General features: G+C 54.7%; 15 protein-coding genes and 1 pseudogene. 7 read left to right on the plus strand and 9 right to left on the minus strand.

Annotated features, from left to right (window positions below):
- Nucleotides 1-2 precede the first annotated feature (2 nt).
- From RAL90_RS04675 to kynA, 4 genes are read left to right on the plus strand one after another with little or no spacing between them, the layout of a single operon-like run.
- Nucleotides 3-1,172: a PLP-dependent aspartate aminotransferase family protein gene (locus tag RAL90_RS04675; protein ID WP_306253362.1), complete on the plus strand. Its 1,170-nt coding sequence runs from the start codon at nucleotides 3-5 to the stop codon at nucleotides 1,170-1,172.
- A 13-nt stretch (nucleotides 1,173-1,185) separates the two neighbouring features.
- Nucleotides 1,186-1,452, plus strand: a complete 267-nt coding sequence (locus RAL90_RS04680; RefSeq protein ID WP_306253363.1) for an Lrp/AsnC ligand binding domain-containing protein — start codon at nucleotides 1,186-1,188, stop codon at nucleotides 1,450-1,452.
- 12 nt (nucleotides 1,453-1,464) lie between these two features.
- Nucleotides 1,465-2,691, plus strand: coding sequence for a kynureninase (kynU, locus tag RAL90_RS04685; protein ID WP_306253364.1), 1,227 nt, complete (start codon nucleotides 1,465-1,467; stop codon nucleotides 2,689-2,691).
- Nucleotides 2,688-3,527, plus strand: coding sequence for a tryptophan 2,3-dioxygenase (gene kynA / locus RAL90_RS04690; RefSeq protein ID WP_306253365.1), 840 nt, complete (start codon nucleotides 2,688-2,690; stop codon nucleotides 3,525-3,527). The genes kynU and kynA overlap by 4 nt, the downstream gene beginning before the upstream one ends.
- A 41-nt stretch (nucleotides 3,528-3,568) precedes the next feature.
- Here the strand turns inward: kynA and RAL90_RS04695 are convergent, their stop codons facing one another.
- From RAL90_RS04695 to RAL90_RS04725, 6 genes and pseudogenes are all read right to left on the minus strand, one after another.
- Nucleotides 3,569-4,183, minus strand: a complete 615-nt coding sequence (locus tag RAL90_RS04695) for a hypothetical protein (RefSeq protein WP_306253366.1) — start codon at nucleotides 4,181-4,183, stop codon at nucleotides 3,569-3,571.
- On the minus strand, nucleotides 4,180-6,432 hold the full coding sequence (locus RAL90_RS04700) for a molybdopterin cofactor-binding domain-containing protein (protein ID WP_306253367.1): 2,253 nt from the start codon (nucleotides 6,430-6,432) through the stop codon (nucleotides 4,180-4,182). Before RAL90_RS04700 ends, RAL90_RS04695 begins: the two co-directional genes overlap by 4 nt.
- On the minus strand, nucleotides 6,425-6,943 hold the full coding sequence (locus RAL90_RS04705; protein WP_306253368.1) for a (2Fe-2S)-binding protein: 519 nt from the start codon (nucleotides 6,941-6,943) through the stop codon (nucleotides 6,425-6,427). Before RAL90_RS04705 ends, RAL90_RS04700 begins: the two co-directional genes overlap by 8 nt.
- Before the next feature lie 238 nt (nucleotides 6,944-7,181).
- Nucleotides 7,182-8,849 carry a hypothetical protein gene (locus tag RAL90_RS04710; RefSeq protein ID WP_306253369.1) on the minus strand — a complete coding sequence of 556 codons (1,668 nt, stop codon included), beginning with the start codon at nucleotides 8,847-8,849 and terminating at the stop codon, nucleotides 7,182-7,184.
- A 66-nt stretch (nucleotides 8,850-8,915) separates the two neighbouring features.
- A pseudogene (locus tag RAL90_RS16280) lies at nucleotides 8,916-9,637 on the minus strand (IS5 family transposase); the annotation flags it as partial.
- A gap of 75 nt (nucleotides 9,638-9,712) precedes the next feature.
- Nucleotides 9,713-10,396 (minus strand): hypothetical protein, encoded by a 684-nt coding sequence (locus RAL90_RS04725; RefSeq protein WP_306253370.1) that lies wholly within the window; start codon nucleotides 10,394-10,396, stop codon nucleotides 9,713-9,715.
- 403 nt (nucleotides 10,397-10,799) lie between these two features.
- Here RAL90_RS04725 and RAL90_RS04730 point away from each other — a divergent pair, with 403 nt between their 5' ends.
- Nucleotides 10,800-11,447, plus strand: a complete 648-nt coding sequence (locus tag RAL90_RS04730) for a hypothetical protein (protein WP_306253371.1) — start codon at nucleotides 10,800-10,802, stop codon at nucleotides 11,445-11,447.
- A 97-nt stretch (nucleotides 11,448-11,544) separates the two neighbouring features.
- On the opposite strand, the gene RAL90_RS04735 is transcribed toward RAL90_RS04730, so the two are convergent.
- On the minus strand, nucleotides 11,545-11,907 hold the full coding sequence (locus RAL90_RS04735) for a hypothetical protein (protein WP_306253372.1): 363 nt from the start codon (nucleotides 11,905-11,907) through the stop codon (nucleotides 11,545-11,547).
- A 74-nt stretch (nucleotides 11,908-11,981) separates the two neighbouring features.
- Here RAL90_RS04735 and RAL90_RS04740 point away from each other — a divergent pair, with 74 nt between their 5' ends.
- Both RAL90_RS04740 and RAL90_RS04745 read left to right on the plus strand, forming a co-directional pair.
- Nucleotides 11,982-12,560 (plus strand): TetR/AcrR family transcriptional regulator, encoded by a 579-nt coding sequence (locus tag RAL90_RS04740; RefSeq protein WP_306253373.1) that lies wholly within the window; start codon nucleotides 11,982-11,984, stop codon nucleotides 12,558-12,560.
- Nucleotides 12,548-12,871 carry a DUF1491 family protein gene (locus tag RAL90_RS04745; RefSeq protein WP_306253374.1) on the plus strand — a complete coding sequence of 108 codons (324 nt, stop codon included), beginning with the start codon at nucleotides 12,548-12,550 and terminating at the stop codon, nucleotides 12,869-12,871. Before RAL90_RS04740 ends, RAL90_RS04745 begins: the two co-directional genes overlap by 13 nt.
- Before the next feature lie 39 nt (nucleotides 12,872-12,910).
- Here the strand turns inward: RAL90_RS04745 and RAL90_RS04750 are convergent, their stop codons facing one another.
- Together RAL90_RS04750 and RAL90_RS04755 are read right to left on the minus strand one after the other, a co-directional pair.
- Nucleotides 12,911-13,966, minus strand: coding sequence for a DUF2336 domain-containing protein (locus tag RAL90_RS04750; protein WP_306253375.1), 1,056 nt, complete (start codon nucleotides 13,964-13,966; stop codon nucleotides 12,911-12,913).
- Between the two features lie 90 nt (nucleotides 13,967-14,056).
- The gene (locus tag RAL90_RS04755) at nucleotides 14,057-16,291 is read right to left on the minus strand and encodes a transglycosylase domain-containing protein (protein ID WP_306253376.1); all 2,235 of its coding nucleotides are present in this window, start codon (nucleotides 16,289-16,291) and stop codon (nucleotides 14,057-14,059) included.
- Between the last annotated feature and the right edge of the window lie 93 nt (nucleotides 16,292-16,384).

The following is a 16,384-nucleotide window of genomic DNA, read 5'->3' on the forward strand; positions in this document are numbered from 1 at the left end:
GGATGACTACTGATAAAAAGAACCGTCAGGCATTTGCAACACGTGTCATTCATGCCGGTCAGGAACATGATCCATTGACCGGGGCGGTGATGCAGCCGATCTATCAGACATCCACATATGCACAGGAAAGCCCCGGCAAGCATAAGGGGTTTGTTTATGCCCGTGGGCATAACCCGACCCGCTTCGCTTATGAGCGGGCGATTGCCGATCTTGAGAACGGCACAAGAGGGTTTGCGTTTTCGTCCGGCATGGGAGCGATTTCCACCATGCTGGAACTGTTACCCGCAGGGTCGCATATCATTGCCAGCGACGATGTATATGGTGGCAGTTTTCGACTTTTCGAGCGTGTACGTAGAGACTCCGCGAATCTATCCTTTACGTACATTGATATGACCAACCCGGACAATCTTGCGGATGCAATAACGTCTGACACTAAGCTCATCTGGGTGGAGACGCCAACCAATCCGATGCTGAAGGTCATTGATATTGAAGCAGTGTCGCGCATTGCGCGTGACAAAGGCGTGATGGTTGGTGTCGATAACACCTTTGCTTCACCCTTCGCCCAGCGTCCTCTCGATCTTGGTGCTGACATTGTCATGCATTCAGCCACTAAATTCCTGAACGGCCATTCCGATGTTATCGCCGGTGTGCTTGTCGTTCGGGATGATGACCTTGCCGACAGGCTGGCTTTTTTGCAGAATTCGGTTGGCGCCCAGCTCGGACCATTTGACTCTTTTCTTGCCCTGCGCGGCATCAAGACTCTTGCCTTGCGCATGACGCGCCACGCTGAGTCAGGTGCGGCACTGGCGACCTGGCTGGAAGCGCATGAGGCGGTAGACCGCGTCTATTACCCCGGTCTTCAATCTCACCCCAACCACGATGTGGCAAAACGCCAGATGGACAGTTTTGGTGGCATGATTACCATCTTGCTCAAAGGCGGGCTTGAGGCGGCGCGCACGATGCTTGAGCGCGTCCAGGTGTTCACACTTGCCGAAAGCCTTGGCGGTGTCGAAAGCCTGATTGAACACCCTGGCATTATGACACATGCGTCACTACCACCAGAGCGTCGCGCGGAGTTGGGCGTCGATGACTCACTTGTGCGCATATCTGTTGGTATTGAAGATCTTGCTGACCTGAAGGCGGACCTCGAACAGGCGCTATCAGGATTATGAGAAGGAGAGACCTGTGAGAACAATCTTTGTCATGATTAAATGTGAACTGGGCAAGGCTTATGACGTTGCCGGTGAGCTTGTTGACTCCATTGAGCAGGTGCCTTCCGTCTACTCAATTTCCGGTGACTTTGATCTGATGGCGCAGTTTCATCTGCCTGCGGATATGGATATTGGACGCTTCGTCAATGAGCAAGTGCATAAAGTGTCCGGGATCGCCAATACAAAAACGATCATCTGCTTCAATGCGTTTACCTCCGATTCAGGGATCAGTGATGCCTGAGGCAGGTGCCATATGCAGCATGTAGAGCAGCTGGATCAGCGCGATCCATTGCGCCATTTACGGGGCGCGTTCCACCTGCCTGAAGGCATAATCTACTTGGATGGAAACTCTCTGGGGCCTTTGCCGCGTGATGTTTCGGCGCGTACACAGAGGGTTGTTGCTGAGGAATGGGGGCAGAGCCTGATCAAGGGCTGGAATGATCATGACTGGATTGGCCTGCCGCAGCGTGTTGGCAACAAAATTGCCCGCCTGATCGGAGCGCCGGGTGGCACAGTGATCGCGGCAGATTCCACCTCCCTTAATCTGCTCAAGGTGCTCTCTGCCGCCCTCAGCTTGCGACCAGAGCGAAAAATTATCCTGTCTGACACAGGTAATTTTCCCACAGACTTGTATATGGCGCAGGGAATTTCCAGTACTCTTGGTGCAGATCATGAGCTGAAACTTGTGGCGCCGGAGATGGCTGTCGATGCCATAGATGACACTGTGGCTGTGTTGATGCTAACCGAGGTCGATTACCGGACTGGGCGCAAGCATGATATGGCGGCATTGACCCGGCGTGCCCATCAGGCCGGTGTTCTGACCATCTGGGACCTTGCCCATTCAGCAGGCGCAGTGCCCGTTGACTTGACGTCGGCGCAGGCCGACTTTGCCATCGGGTGTGGCTATAAATACCTTAATGGCGGCCCCGGCGCCCCGGCATTTGTTTATGTGCGCCCGGATCACCTGAACAGCTTTGCGCCCTCTCTCTCCGGCTGGATGGGCCATGCTGCGCCGTTCGATTTTGATCTTACCTACAAGCCGGCAAAGGGCATTGACCGTATGCTTGTTGGCACACCAACAATCCTCAGCATGTCCGCGCTTGATAGCGCGCTGGACTTGTGGCGCGACATTTCCATGGAGGATGTCCGACAAAAATCTCTGGCCATGACGGATATGTTCATTGCAGAAGTAGCCAAGCGCTGCACCGATCAGGGTCTTGAATTGCTCACACCGCGCGAACATGAATTGCGTGGCAGTCAGGTTTCCTTCAGTTGCCCGAATGGCTATGCCGTGATGCAAGCCCTTATAGCAGAAGGTGTTATTGGCGATTTCCGGTCGCCTGATATTATACGCTTTGGATTTACGCCGCTCTATTTGCGGTATGCGGATGTTATCACAGCCGCTGAAACGCTGGCGCGTGTGCTGCAGGAGCAACTTTGGGACAGGCCGCAATTTCTTGAGCGGGCAAAAGTAACATGACTGATACGAAAAAGCCGGTTGAACATCACGGCGCGGAGCTCGATTTCTCTGATAAAATGTCTTACGGGGACTACCTTCAGCTTGAAAAGATACTCACAGCGCAAACACCGCTTTCCACAGCGCATGATGAGATGCTTTTCATCATCCAGCATCAGACATCTGAATTATGGATGCGCCTTGCCATCTATGAGTTGAAGGCCGCGCGGCAGATGTTGCGTGATGAACGCCTGAGGGAATGTTTCAAGGTTCTCTCACGCATTGCCCGTATTTTTGAACAGATCAACAAGGCCTGGGATGTGCTGCGCACCATGACCCCGAGCGAATATACGGAATTTCGGGACAAGCTTGGCCTGTCGTCGGGGTTTCAGTCCTGGCAATATCGGGCCATCGAGTTTCTGGCGGGCAACAAAAATGCAGCGATGCTGAAGCCACATGCGCATCTGCCAGAGAAGCAGCTTGAACTGAAATCCCTGCTAGAAGCGCCAAGCCTTTATGATGAAGTCCTGATTCTCATGAGCAAGCGTGGTTTTGAACTACCGTCTGACGTGCTGAAGCGGGACTGGTCACGGAAGTATCAGCATAATGAGCATGTGCAGAAGGCATGGCGACAGGTATACGAAAAACCTCTCGAACATTGGGAATTATACGAGCTTGCTGAAAAGCTGGTGGACTTTGAGGATTATTTTCGTCGCTGGCGGTTTAATCACGTGACAACCGTTGAACGTGTGATTGGATTCAAGCAGGGCACCGGGGGCACATCAGGAGTTGGCTATCTGCAAAAAATGCTCTCGACAGTCCTGTTTCCGGAACTCTGGCAAGTGCGAACTGATCTGTAGACGGTCCTGTTTTCAGGATGCTCCGGCTTGAGCCGAACCGGTTATTCTGCGGGGCAGGGCGCGCCGGACGCTGCCCAGCTCTCAAAGGCTGTAACCGTCTCGGTGATAGAATAGGGCGCTGGTTCCCGGCCCGGGCCCGGTTCCCATCCCCAATGAACCAGCGCGTCATGCGCAATATGGTCTGCTACAGCCTGAAGGGTGCGCCCGCCATTTCTTTGCGTGTCTTTGATCTGTTCACAAATCTGCAGTGACGTCTGATCCCACCAGACCATCTCAACAGGGGCAAGTGCCCAGTGGGGCGCGCCCGGTGGACCATGTGGCAATTCTGAATTCGAATCAGCATGACATGCTGCACACGGAATGCTGTCTGATCCGTCACGGGTTTCACCGCCATCAATGTTCATGCCGTGATATTGCCATTTCCCGTCATCAAGGCCGAAACTTTTGCCAGACCAGCGCGGACGATTATCTGCGGGCACATGACAGTTCGCACAGCGCGGGTGCGAGAATACATCAAAAACCTTGTCCCAATGCGCAAGTGCCTGCGCGGTTGTGACGAGTTGCGGTTCTTCCCGGTCGCTTTCCGGCGCTGCCGCGAGATTTGCCGGGGCGACGGCAAGGAATAAAGAGACGGCATATAGCGAGAGCTTCTTCATGCCCTGTACCCTTCTGTAAACTGAATATGCTTGCTTAAAGGTAACTCCCGGATGCGCCTGCCCGTGGCCGCGAAGATCGCATTGGCAAGGGCAGGGGCCGCGGGCGGCGTGCCCGGCTCGCCTGCCCCGCCGGGGCTAAATCCACTGTTGATGATGTGGGTTTCAATCAGGGGTGAGGCCGTCATGCGCAGTGCCTGATAGTCATGGAAGTTGCTCTGTTTAACAGCGCCGTCTTCAATCGTGATTTCACCATAGATCGCAGCTGTCAGGCCATAAATGATGCCGGACTCGATTTGCGCCACGACCCCGTCAGGGGAAACCGCGAAGCCGGGGTCTATTACCGCCACCATGCGGTCGATTACGACTTCGTTATTCACGAGGCTGATTTCTGCAACCTGTGCGACGATTGAGCCGAACGATTCCTTTATGGCCACACCGCGCCCTTGCCCCTGTTTGAGGGGGTGCGACCAGTTGGCCTCTCTGGCCACGCGGTCGAGCACAGCCAGGTGGCGCGGATGGTCTTTGAGCAGCTCCGCGCGATAGGAGAGCGGGTCCTGTCCGGCAGCAGCGGCGCATTCGTCAATAAAGCTTTCCGTATAGAACCCGTGCTGTGATTCATCCACACTTCGCCAGGCACCCCAGGGAACGTGGCTGGGGCTTTGCAGGTATCCGATATCCTGCGCATCTACCGCATACGGAATGAGTGGTGCTTCTGCCGGTTCCTGCTTGTTGACATAGGTGTTTTCCCAGGCGGTCAATGTGCCATCCGCCGCCATCGCTGCACGGAAGTTGCTTCTGGATGCTGGCCGGTAAAAATCCTGTCTCACGTCTTCTTCCCGTGACCAGATAAGTTGGACAGGCTTGCCAACAGCTTTAGACAGAAGCGCCGCCTGAATGGCCCAGTCCGGCCGGGATTTGCGCCCAAAGCCGCCGCCCATCAGAAGGTTATTGAGCGTAACCTGGTCTTCCTTGTACCCCAGTGCCTCGGCCACGGCGCGCCTGAAGCCGAGCGGATTCTGGCAGCCGACCCAGACCTCGCATTTCCCGTCCTGTACGTGTGCGGTGGCGTTCAGTGGTTCCATGCAGGTATGGGCCAGATAGGGTACGTTATATTCTGCACTGATCACTTTTTCGGCTGTGTCAAAGGCCGCCTGCATATCGCCTTGTGTGCGATCATTTTTCCGGTCTGCTGACAGACTAATGTCCTGCTGGTGCTGCGTGGCGATTTGCGCACTGGAAACAGCATCGTTGCCATTGCTGTCCCACTGAATATCAAGCGCGCGCAACCCGCGCTGTGCTGCCCAGTATCCGTTGGCAACCACTGCCACCGCTTCTCCGGCGGAAAAGCCGCCAATCATCATGTCTGCGCTGCTGGCGGGCAGGGGGATGACATCCAGCACACCATTGACAGCGCGCGCTGCTGCATCATCAACAGAAACAACTTTGCCACCAAATACAGGCGAGCGGGTGACGGTTGCGTAGACCATGCCCGGCAGTCGAATATCGAGCGCAAACATGGCGCTGCCATCAACCTTGGACGGAATATCCAGGCGCTGCACGGGTTTGCCCATGATTTTGTAGTCTGAAAGTTCTTTCAGTTTCGGCGTGTAGGAGGGCGTCATTTCAGCTGCCGCCGCGGCAAAGGCCGCATAGGGCTCCCGCCGTGAGCTGCTGTCATGGATCAGCATACTTTTCTCGGTGGTGATCTCAGCCGCAGGCACGCCCCATTCTTTTGCCGCAGCACGTTTGAGCATGTCGCGTGTTGCAGCGCCGGCAACACGCATACCATAGGTGCCGGTAACCCGCACGCTCATGCTGCCACCGGTCACCTGCAGGTCGAGTGAATCCGAGAGCATCATCATTGCGCCCTCTATCGTGGGCACGACAATGCCGGGCAAATTGATGTCCTTGAAAAGATAGCCGCGCCCGATGGAATAGAACGCATATTCTCCGATCGCCGGTGCTTCTTCAACCTTGACCAGGTCCCAGTCTGCATCCAGTTCATCCGCCAGCATTTGCGCCAGCGCCGTTTGCGCGCCCTGGCCCATCTCGGAATGTGGAACAATCGCGGTCACGACATTGTCCTGATCAATCTTGATATAGGCATGAACCAGTTTCTCGCCGTCACCCTCGACCAGGCCGGCCACATCATCGGCGCGGTTGCCCGGTCGCAGCGCTACGCCCACAAGAATGCCGCCACCGGCGATGACACCTGCACTCAGAAAGGCTCTTCTTGTCCATTTACCCATTGTCTGCGTCCTCCCCGGCCGGGAGGGCTGGTGCAGCCGGCCTGTTCTTCGGCATTCCATCAGCGGCCGTTTTTATCGCACTTTTGATCCGGCCATACATGCCGCAGCGGCAGATGTTGCCTTCCATGGCGCTGTTGATTTCGCTCTCCGTGGGCTGAGGGTTCCGTTGCAACAGGGCCGCGGCTGACATCAGTTGACCGGACTGGCAATAGCCGCATTGCGGCACCTGATGGTCAATCCATGCCTGTTGCAGGGGATGGGGCGTTGCATCGTCAGTGGCGAGCCCTTCGATCGTGGTGATCTCGCGCCCTGCCAGATTGGCAACCGGCATGATGCAGGACCGCACAGCCACGCCGTCAACCATAACAGTGCAGGCACCGCATTGCGCGATACCGCATCCGAATTTTGTACCGGTCAAGTCAAGTTGCTCACGCAAAACCCAGAGCAGCGGCGTCGACGGATCCACATCTATGGTCTTTTCAACGCCATTCACCAAAAGTGTTTTCGCCATTTCTGCCCCGCGCCTGTCTATGCGGGCAGGCTACTGCGTGCAGAGCCTTTTGGCAACGACACCCAGAAACGGACGTCAGAGGTCAACTACCGTGCTTTCAGCGCCTTATGCAATCAGCGCCGGGAGTGACCGCTTTGCCATTCGAAAATGCACAGCAACAGTCCACCTCCATCCAAAAGCGGAGATATAACGAACGCCAAATTTTGGCTGTTTGCCCATTTCTCAAGGGGCCGCTTATTTAGGCGCGCTTTAGCTGCTCCACTGTCCCCATCAATTCCGCATCATCACGACCGAGAGCACTGGCTTCATAACCGAACCTGGCAATCAGCAAAGCTGCGACATACTTCTGGAAAGACACTGAATGAAAATAGGCATTATGAAGTAGTTCCGCCCGCTCGAAACGTGTCGCAAGTTCGATGGGGTTTGAGCCTGCGGTAGACTGCAAATCTCCAGATGCCAAGAGTGCTCTCAATCGTTCAATCGCATCGACTGCGTCTTCTCGCGACATCATCTCCATTTCTTGCTCAATGTACTCTGGCAGCGCAATCTCGCTGATGTTTCCGAGCCTTTTGGAATCAAGAACACCACTCACAGTTTCCCCATTCACATCATTTCCAAATGCCTTCGCCTTTAACAGTCTGGGTACACTGAGCGCCAGGCTAGGTGTAATGATGAGTGTGAAGAAGCCGGCAATCAAAATAGAGATAATGGCAGTTGCAAGTGCACCTGTGAAACCGTTTTCCTCTAAGCTCTTTAGTCCAGTAACTGCTTTGAATGCGCGTTGCTCAAGGCTGGAAAGCTCTGTTTTCAACAGCGAGGGAACCACACTGTACCAGATCGGCGTAATCACATTACAAACCCCAAGGTCTAGGTAAGAGGACGGTACACCGCAGGCTGCTCTATAGTATGTGTAGAACCCTTCAGTCGCAAAAATAAGCTCCTCACGCGGAACTACAAAAGCTACGTTCTCGACTTTTGAGGATTGTGTTGCGCCATTATACTGCACAAAATACTCTACACCTCTATTATCCAGCAAGAATGATGGTGGAGGTACTACAAACGCAGGCAAATCACCAATCCGACGGTAATCCCACGTATAATCAAGGAAATAAATCGCAGCTGTTGAAGAGTTTATATTACTCATTAAACTATCTTCAACAGATTTCTTATTATTAGCAATATTTACAAAATCTAATAGAGCCTGTTGATAGAATTGCTGTTGTGCCCTTAGGCCATGTTGCTGGGAAGGACCCGTCACAAAATTTTCCTCGATCGGGACCAGCAAATATGTCTCAGATAATGCGCCGTACAAAACCGCCTGGGCCAGTGGGTTTTCAACCTCCATAATGGAGGCCCATGTCGCCTCAAATCCGATAATGTTCTCAATTGAAATGGCCCCAAGGTCAGTTGTCAGACGAAAACGAGGCGCTAGTACGTTGACGGCGGATCCTGGCTTTACGCTACGCTCGAGTAAAACACGGCTCGTAGAGCGGGTATCTGAACTTTGTCCAAATGGATTTGGAACGGTTCTATTACCAGTGACGGTTATTACGCCGTCCCCGTCCGGCCACGTTTCGGGCCAATCTATGATACTTTCAGATTGCGCCGAATTAACCCCCACAATTTCTGAAATCCCGTAGTTGGATTGAAGTAACGGACCTACGGACGGCGTTGCGGTCGACAAGATATCAATTAGGATAAGTATAAAGGCTGTACTTGTCACGGTGCCCAGAAATATTTGAGCTGGACGCGCCAAATTCAATTTCAGATCAACGACTCGGCGCAATGCTGAAACAGCCTCGTCGCGAGAATGTACAAGGCTCACCAATTTACCGGGAAATCGCGAAGTGAAAGATGCTTTTCCGAGCGCGTTTATAGCCGCGCGGTTTTTGATATTCGCAATCAAGTATCTGATTAAATAAACGATTAGAAAGAGCGTGAAAAGCGGAGCGAATGATGCTAGGGTGTGGACTCAATTGATCCAGCATTTTGCTGCGAAGAGATATATCATGTTGATGAAGTTCCTTCGAGATTTCTCGAACCGTGTAGCCAGCCGTCTCATGTCTTTCATTTTGCAGAAGAACCGCTCGACAATATTACGCATGGCGTAAAGGCTGGTGTCATGCGGGACCGGATTGCGCGCATTGGACTTGGCGGGAATAACCGCCAACGCACCTTCATCGGCGATATCGCGCCTGATCTTCGCACTGCCATAGGCTTTGTCCAGGACCATCGCCAGAGGCGGCATCTCCCAGTCGAGGAAGACATTCATCACCTGGCTGTCATGAACATGGCCGCCAGTGACCTCAATGCGCAATGGCCTGCCATTTTCATCTACGGCCACGTGAACTTTGCTTGTGCGACCGCCCCGTGAGCGTCCAATATCTTCCGCCAGTTCCCCCTTTTTGAGCCACTCGCTGCGCGGTGAGCTTTGACAATCGAGGCGTCTATGAAGATCAGACTGTCCTCACATTCTTCAGCGAGCGCATCGAATATGCCCTTCCAGACGCCGCGCTCGCCCCACCTGTTATACCGATTGTAAGCAGTCGTGTACGGTCCATATCGTTCCGGCAAGTCCCGCCATGGCGCGCCTGTGCGCAAAATGTAAAAGATGCCGTTCAGGATCGTACGATCATCTTTGCGCTTCGGGCCGCGGCTAACCTTTGGCAACAACGGTTCAATCACCGCCCATTCTTCATCCGACAAATCAAACCGCGCCATTTAAGACTCCCTTTCGGAAATCCCTGAATCACGCTTTGCACAAACAAATCAATCAGTTAAATTGGGTACAGACCCTAGTACCAAGTCCATGGACCCTAGGATCTTTTCTAACCACGTTTGACTGTATGAGAACTCGTCAACCAAATCGGATGGCAACAAGAAAATATCACTTAGGTAATATTCGAAAAAAATTTCAATTGCATAATATAGTGCGACAGGCACCTCTGAGAGCGAAGACAATCCTTCAAATTCGCCTATTACATCTCCCAGCCGTTCGTAATCTGAGCTCCAAACGAAGAGCACGGCCAACAACAGCAGCAATCTTGTAAAGGCACTTGTAGTCACAAACGGGTTGAGGCGTTGTCGGAATTTCAACAACGGTGTTCCGACACTTATCGCCCCACTGATCCGTGGCGAGACATCATCAGTATTATCACGGGAGAGCTTGTCAAGCGCCATTGCGGTAATCGATCCGCCGTGACTATGCGCTATGATCAAGGGTTTTTCTGGTTGTATACCCAAGGCATCACTGAGGTCGACAGCAGCCTTACGACGCTCGATTTCGGAATTTGCGCCACTCCAATGGAATGGCTGGACATCAAGTTTCTCAGAAACATATTTCCCAACACCCTCGAAGAAAAAAGAGCCTTGTTGCCACCACTTGTCTCCAACATCCGAGGCGTCGCCTGCAAATGTTCCATGCACCGAAATGATCGGTTTGGAATCTGACATGAATTCTCCCCATACACACACTTGGTAGGCTGATAGCATGGAATTTTGGACTGTAAAAGCCAAGACTATTTCCTATTTTCTTCTGTAAGCTCATATACGGGCGGATATCTGTCTGAGTAACAGCCTTCCCGTGGCGTCGAGATTTGCGCCAATGTGGCAATTTTATGAAAGATACTGAATGTCACCTTTCGGCGAACAGCTACCGGTTGTGAAACTCAGGGGCTGGTAAAGGCAGGCCACTCGACTGGCAGGCAAGCGCTGGTCGCTTGTGCGCGATGGCGCCCCTTCAGCCTCTTGCCCTCATGTTGTCAGCGTAAACATTACAATCTATGGGCCCCCCTTTGTCAGCCTTTAGTCTGGGTCTCCCGGCGCATTTCGCGCCTCAAAAAAAAGGAGACCCCGAATGACTGCATCAACAACCGCATCAGCCCCACTCAGCCACGGCCGGGACCTTCTGCTCACGCCCCAGTCCCGCATCACCAACCTGCAGACAGCCCTCGACAGCCTGACCCTGCAGATCGCCGATCAACGCAGCCTGTTCAATCCGCAGGAAAAGCGCGTGCGCCTGTTGCAGGATCAGGTCCGCCTTGTGGCCAGCCAGATCCGCTCTTACGAGAAACTCGAAGCCCTGAAAAAAGACATGGGATTGAAAGTTACCATTGCCGAGGCGATGGCCGTGTACAACCAGCGAACCTGTACACCCGCCCCAACAGATGCCCCATTTGCAACAGACGTAACGGACAGGGCAGAGGCAAAAGACAAAGACACCAGCGACAAAGTACACGCCCGTCCCACGCCAGCTACAAAAAAATCTGACCGGACCACCACGCCCGGCAATGAGATAATAGAAGCAGCCATCACCACCAAAGGGGCAAAACCGCCGCAATCCGCCTCACAACAGCCAGCCCCCGCCGCACAAGAGGACGTTTTGCCCGGCCTCAGCCTGAAAAAAAATCTCAGCCGGGCGGAGCGCCGCCGTCAGGCAAAGGCCGCGCGCAAAATGCCAGCCGCGACAGCCGACCTGTTAAACGAGATCACCGCCATGGCCTGACCCGAGGCTGCCCCCAGGCGGGCATACGCAATCAGCAGGGCCACCTCCGCCGATTTCCGGGGCCGTGCTGATTAAGTATTGAGCCTGTCCCTCAGGTCTACGTGCGGGCCAGTTCGCCGAAAAAACCCAGAACCTTGACGACTTTCCCCGCATCGTTGATTTCGGCCACCTCAAACCCGGGCATCAACAACTCACCATTCAGGTGGATCGCCCAGTGATAGCGGCAAAAATTATTCTGAAACCCGATCTTACTGGCCCGGCTATAAACAGCACCAGGTATCTGGCGCTGCACCAGTTTCACCATGTCGAGAAAGGCAGCGCGCCCGATAATGTTATGGTTGGGATCGGCGAAATGGACGTTATGTTCCAGCGCTTCCTCAACCATCGTGGCTTTCAGTGTTTCATCGGTCGTGTTCCACAAGGCCAGCATTTTATCCAGATTTTCGGTATTGGCAGACATGATGGCTCCTTTAGGCTAAAAACAGACCATTGGTTTGTATTTGTAGGAATTGTTGATCGTTGTAAAGGGGTGGCATGGCAACACAGACACAACGCACCGAATCTACCAGAGCGCAACTCGTGCAGGCTTTCCGCACGTCACTGCTTGAGCGTGGGCTCGCGGCAACGACAACGCAGCATGTGCTTGCGCGCACAGGTCTCAGCAAAGGGGCGATGTATCACCACTTCAACAGCAAGACGGACATCATAAAGGCCATCTATGAAGCAGAATCGCGCGGCGCGATTGCACGGGCCGCCGCGCGTGTTGAGGATATTTCGTCACCGCTGGAAAAACTGATTGGCGCCTGCCTTGCCTGGACAGAGGAAGTCAGGGTGCCGAGTGTTTCGAGAATATTGTTTGAGATCGGCCCTGCGGCTCTTGGGCCACAGCAGGCAAGGGAGATCGAGGACAGTTACAGCCTGAAGCAGATTGAGCATTTGCTGGAACTGGCGAATGTCGCGCAGGAAATAAATGTTGCAGATGTCCGATTGACGGCTGCGTTGATAAATGCCCTTGTGGCCGAAGCAACGCTGTACACTTTGCGCAGCGGCAGGGAGTCAGGGCCTGTGTTGCGAGATGCCATAGGCGCGATACTCAAATCATGCTCAGACTGAAGACAGCAATTTTCATCAAGGCCTGGCTGCGCCGGGCACAGGCCGCAGGTGCTTTTGCGGCCGTGGTGCGCAAGGGGGACCCGGATGGCGGTCTTGTGATCGTCAAGGTGGTCAATGCCGAGCGTCAGGCATGTGCGTGGATTGAAACCTATGCCGAGCGTGAAGCAGACAGGTGGCGCGCGCTGACTGATGCGTTCATGCCGGAAGGTGAGATTGACGAGAAGGTCAACCGGGAATTGAAGTTTGATTCCGATGCGTGGCTGGTGGAAGCAGAAGACCGGGCGGGGCGAAATTTTCTGGATACTGACTGACCGGAAGATTTCCTGTCAGGCAGAAATTCAAACTGGATACTATCCGCGGCCGAACATGCGCTGCGGCTCATCCTGAAAATCATCAAAGTCTGAGTCCGGCATTATCCTGTCTTGAGGGCTGGCGTCCTGGGCGGGCGCTTCAGACTTCAGTGTTGATGCGCGCACCTGCCAGAACCGCATGACGCGTGTTGCTGAATCTTCCGTGATCTTGTTGTAGAGCGTTACAATCCGCGAGTTGCCATGCTGGTCTGACTCGCGTTTGTTCATGCTGTTGACCAGGTTGGTGAAAAACGGGCGGCTGAGACCAGCAGCACGGCAGGTAATGGCCAGTGCTTCCCAGCTCGAATCGTTCAGGATACGTTGCATGGTAGCGCTGTCCACGTTCAGCAGCGCGCACATGGCGAGTGTAAATTCTGTCTTGCTGTCTGTCAGCAACAATTCGGATACATAGACCTCAGTGAGCTTGTTGAGGCGCACTTTGTGGTCGATCGCTTTTGAGGCAGCAACCAGTTCGGCCCGTGTTTCTGCCTGGGCCTCATCAAGAATTTTCTGGCGATATTTCTTCGCCGTCTGGTCCAGAAGAGCCAGCAATTTCGGACTGCCAGCCTTGCTAAAAGGGTGGCGCAAGCTGAAATAAATGAAGCGATAGATCTCCTCGACCATCATCGGGGGCATGGAGAACCGGTTACAGTCCGGCATGTCTGCGGCCATCAGGTCAGGCCGGCGCGGCGCATCAAAGGCGATTGAACTACGCTCCCGGATCATATTGAGGAGATCCGGAACGGTCTGTGTCGCAGATTTACGCAGGATCAGGCTTACCGCCCGGTCATTGCCGCCAAGCATTTTCCTGGCCAGTCGCTGGTCTGCGCTGGCCCTCGCCAAGGTTACAGCCAGCACGCGCCGCAGGAAATGATCTATCTTCAATGACGTGCGGGAAAACATCAGGTCGAAAAATTCATGCCGGCGGGAGCCATAACGGTCCGCGGCGGTCATGAAGTTGTCGGTATTGATACGCAGCAGCTCACGCCGCGTTTCATTGTCCCCGTCACGAGGAAAATCGATCAATGCTTCAAGTGGTGATTTACGTGCAGCCATATCAAACTCGGTCCCGATGGATCAACCTTACGGGCGAAGTGGAAAAAAGCTGTTAACAAAAATGTTGGAACTTGCAGGAGCGTTAACCGGCTATTCACCACGTCGCCGGAATGGCCACCAACGTGGGCGCTGTGGTGCCGGTTCAGGGTCACTTTCCGTGTCGCGCGCGATGGGGATATCGCTGTCCATGGGATAGGTTTGCGCCACAGGCAACTCGGTACCGGTAACACTATTGCCAAAATCGCCTCTGGCCTGCGCATAGCTGGCCCCCGCCGTGACCGTTGTGGCCATGTCGAAATCGCTTTCCAGTCCGGCGTAAAACTCACGCTGGCGCACATTCTCTGAGCCCGCATCAGCGGCAAAAGCACCGGGCAGGGATTTGTTTTCCATGCCCTCATGGGCGGCGAGCATGAAGCTGCGCCAGATACTGGCGGGAAGGGTGCCGCCGGTTACTTCCTGCATGGAAGCATTTTCATCATTGCCAACCCAGACCCCGGCAGTCATCTGCGCCGTGTACCCCACAAACCACGCGTCCTTCCAGTCATTGGTCGTGCCTGTCTTGCCAGCCGCCGCGCGTGATCCGGGGCGTGCCCGCCGCCCTGTGCCGCTGACCATGACCTGATGCATCAGATGCGTCATGTCGCGGGAAACGGATTCGTCGAAAAGCTGCTGCTGCGGCTGCAACGCGCGCTCATAGACAACTTCACCCTGGCGGTTTTCGATACGGGAGATCACATACGGGCTTGCCGAAAGGCCGCTGCGGGCAAAGGGCAGATAGGCTGAGGTGATCTCCTCCAGGGTCACTGCCATTGCCCCAAGGGCGACGGAAGGATGTGGTTGCAGATCCCGCGTTATGCCCAGGCGCTGTGCCGCCTCGACAACTTCCGCCCGCCCCACGGCCTCCGACGCCTGAACGGCGACAGAGTTGATGGACTGCGCGATGGCTTCTGTCATCCGGATGGGACCACGATTTGTGCCCGTATAATTGCGCGGTTGCCAGCCCTCGACTTCCGTTGGCTGGTCGATGAACAATGTGCGGGTGCTGATGCCGTTTTCAAGCGCAGCCAGATAGACAAACGGCTTGAAAACCGACCCCGGCTGCCGCACGGCCTGTGTGGCACGGTTGAACTGGCTGTCATCATAAGCCCGCCCGCCAACCATCGCGAGAAGCTCACCTTCATTATCATAGGCGATCAGGGCTGCCTGTTCCGCCCCCAGATCAAACGCTTCCTCTGTCATCACCGCGCGTACGGCACTGGCAGCATATTCCTGTATTGTGCGATCAATCGTTGTGGTGATGACAATATCAGTTTCGATGCCCCCCAGCAGGTCCGCCGTGCGCACGAGAGCATGGTCCGTCACATAGCCAAAATCAGTATTCAGATTTTTCAGTTGCAGAATGGGCGGCGCCATTTTGGCAAGTTCGGCGGTGGCCGGGCTGATGATGTCCGTTTCCACCAGGTTGTCGATCACTTCCACGGAGCGCCGGGCGGCGCCTTCAAAATTAACGGTCGGAGACAGGGTGGAGGGCGCTTTGGGCAGCCCGGCGAGCAACGCGGCTTCCGGCAGGGTCAACTCTCTGGCCGACTTGCCGAAATAGACCTGCGCCGCGGCCTCAACACCATAAGCGCCAGAGCCAAGATAGGTCCGGTTGAGATAAAGCGAGAGAAGCTCGTCCTTCTCGTAGCGTGCCTCCAGCCACAGGGCGAGATGCAGCTCCACCAGTTTGCGGTTCAGTGTCCGCTCGTTGGAGAGGAACAGACTGCGCGCAAGCTGCTGTGTGATGGTTGAGCCCCCTTCACGCAGCGCCCGGTAACGGATATTCGTCAGTATGGCTCTAGTGAAGCCGCGCGGGTCAAATCCGTGGTGACTGTAAAAGCGCCGGTCCTCGGTCGAGACAAATGAGGCAACCACATAATCCGGCAGTTCAGTGACCGGCACCGGGTCCCCATAATGGCTGCCGCGAATCCCGATCAGCTCGCCCTGCCGGTCCAGCAGGGTGACGGAAGGCGGGCGGTTAATCGACCAAAGATCGGTTTGCGGGTCAGGCGTGTGCGCCCGGGTAATCATGAACAGGCCCAGAAACAGTGCGATCATCATTGCAAAGCCGACTGAGGAGCCGTGGAGAAGGGTCTTTTTCCAGAAAGGCCAGTGCGACATGCCGCGCCAGCTGATCTGCCCGAGCGGCCGGAGCAGTTGCCACAGAACCCAGCCAAGCGTCTTCACGCCGGCCCAGACATCCAGCAGCGCAGGCCGGGTTCTGGTCCAGATATCGGACAGACCATTCTGCGCTGAATTATTCCTGTTGTGTGGCTTGTTACGCACTGCTTCTGCCAGCTTTCCTGAACTATCCCTTTTCCTGTAGCATGAAACAGGCAGCTTTCAGTACAAAAGCTGGTAAATTTGAAGGCACTGACA

The sequence above is a fragment of the Parvularcula sp. IMCC14364 genome (assembly GCF_030758415.1).
Taxonomy (GTDB): Bacteria; Pseudomonadota; Alphaproteobacteria; order Caulobacterales; family Parvularculaceae; genus Aquisalinus.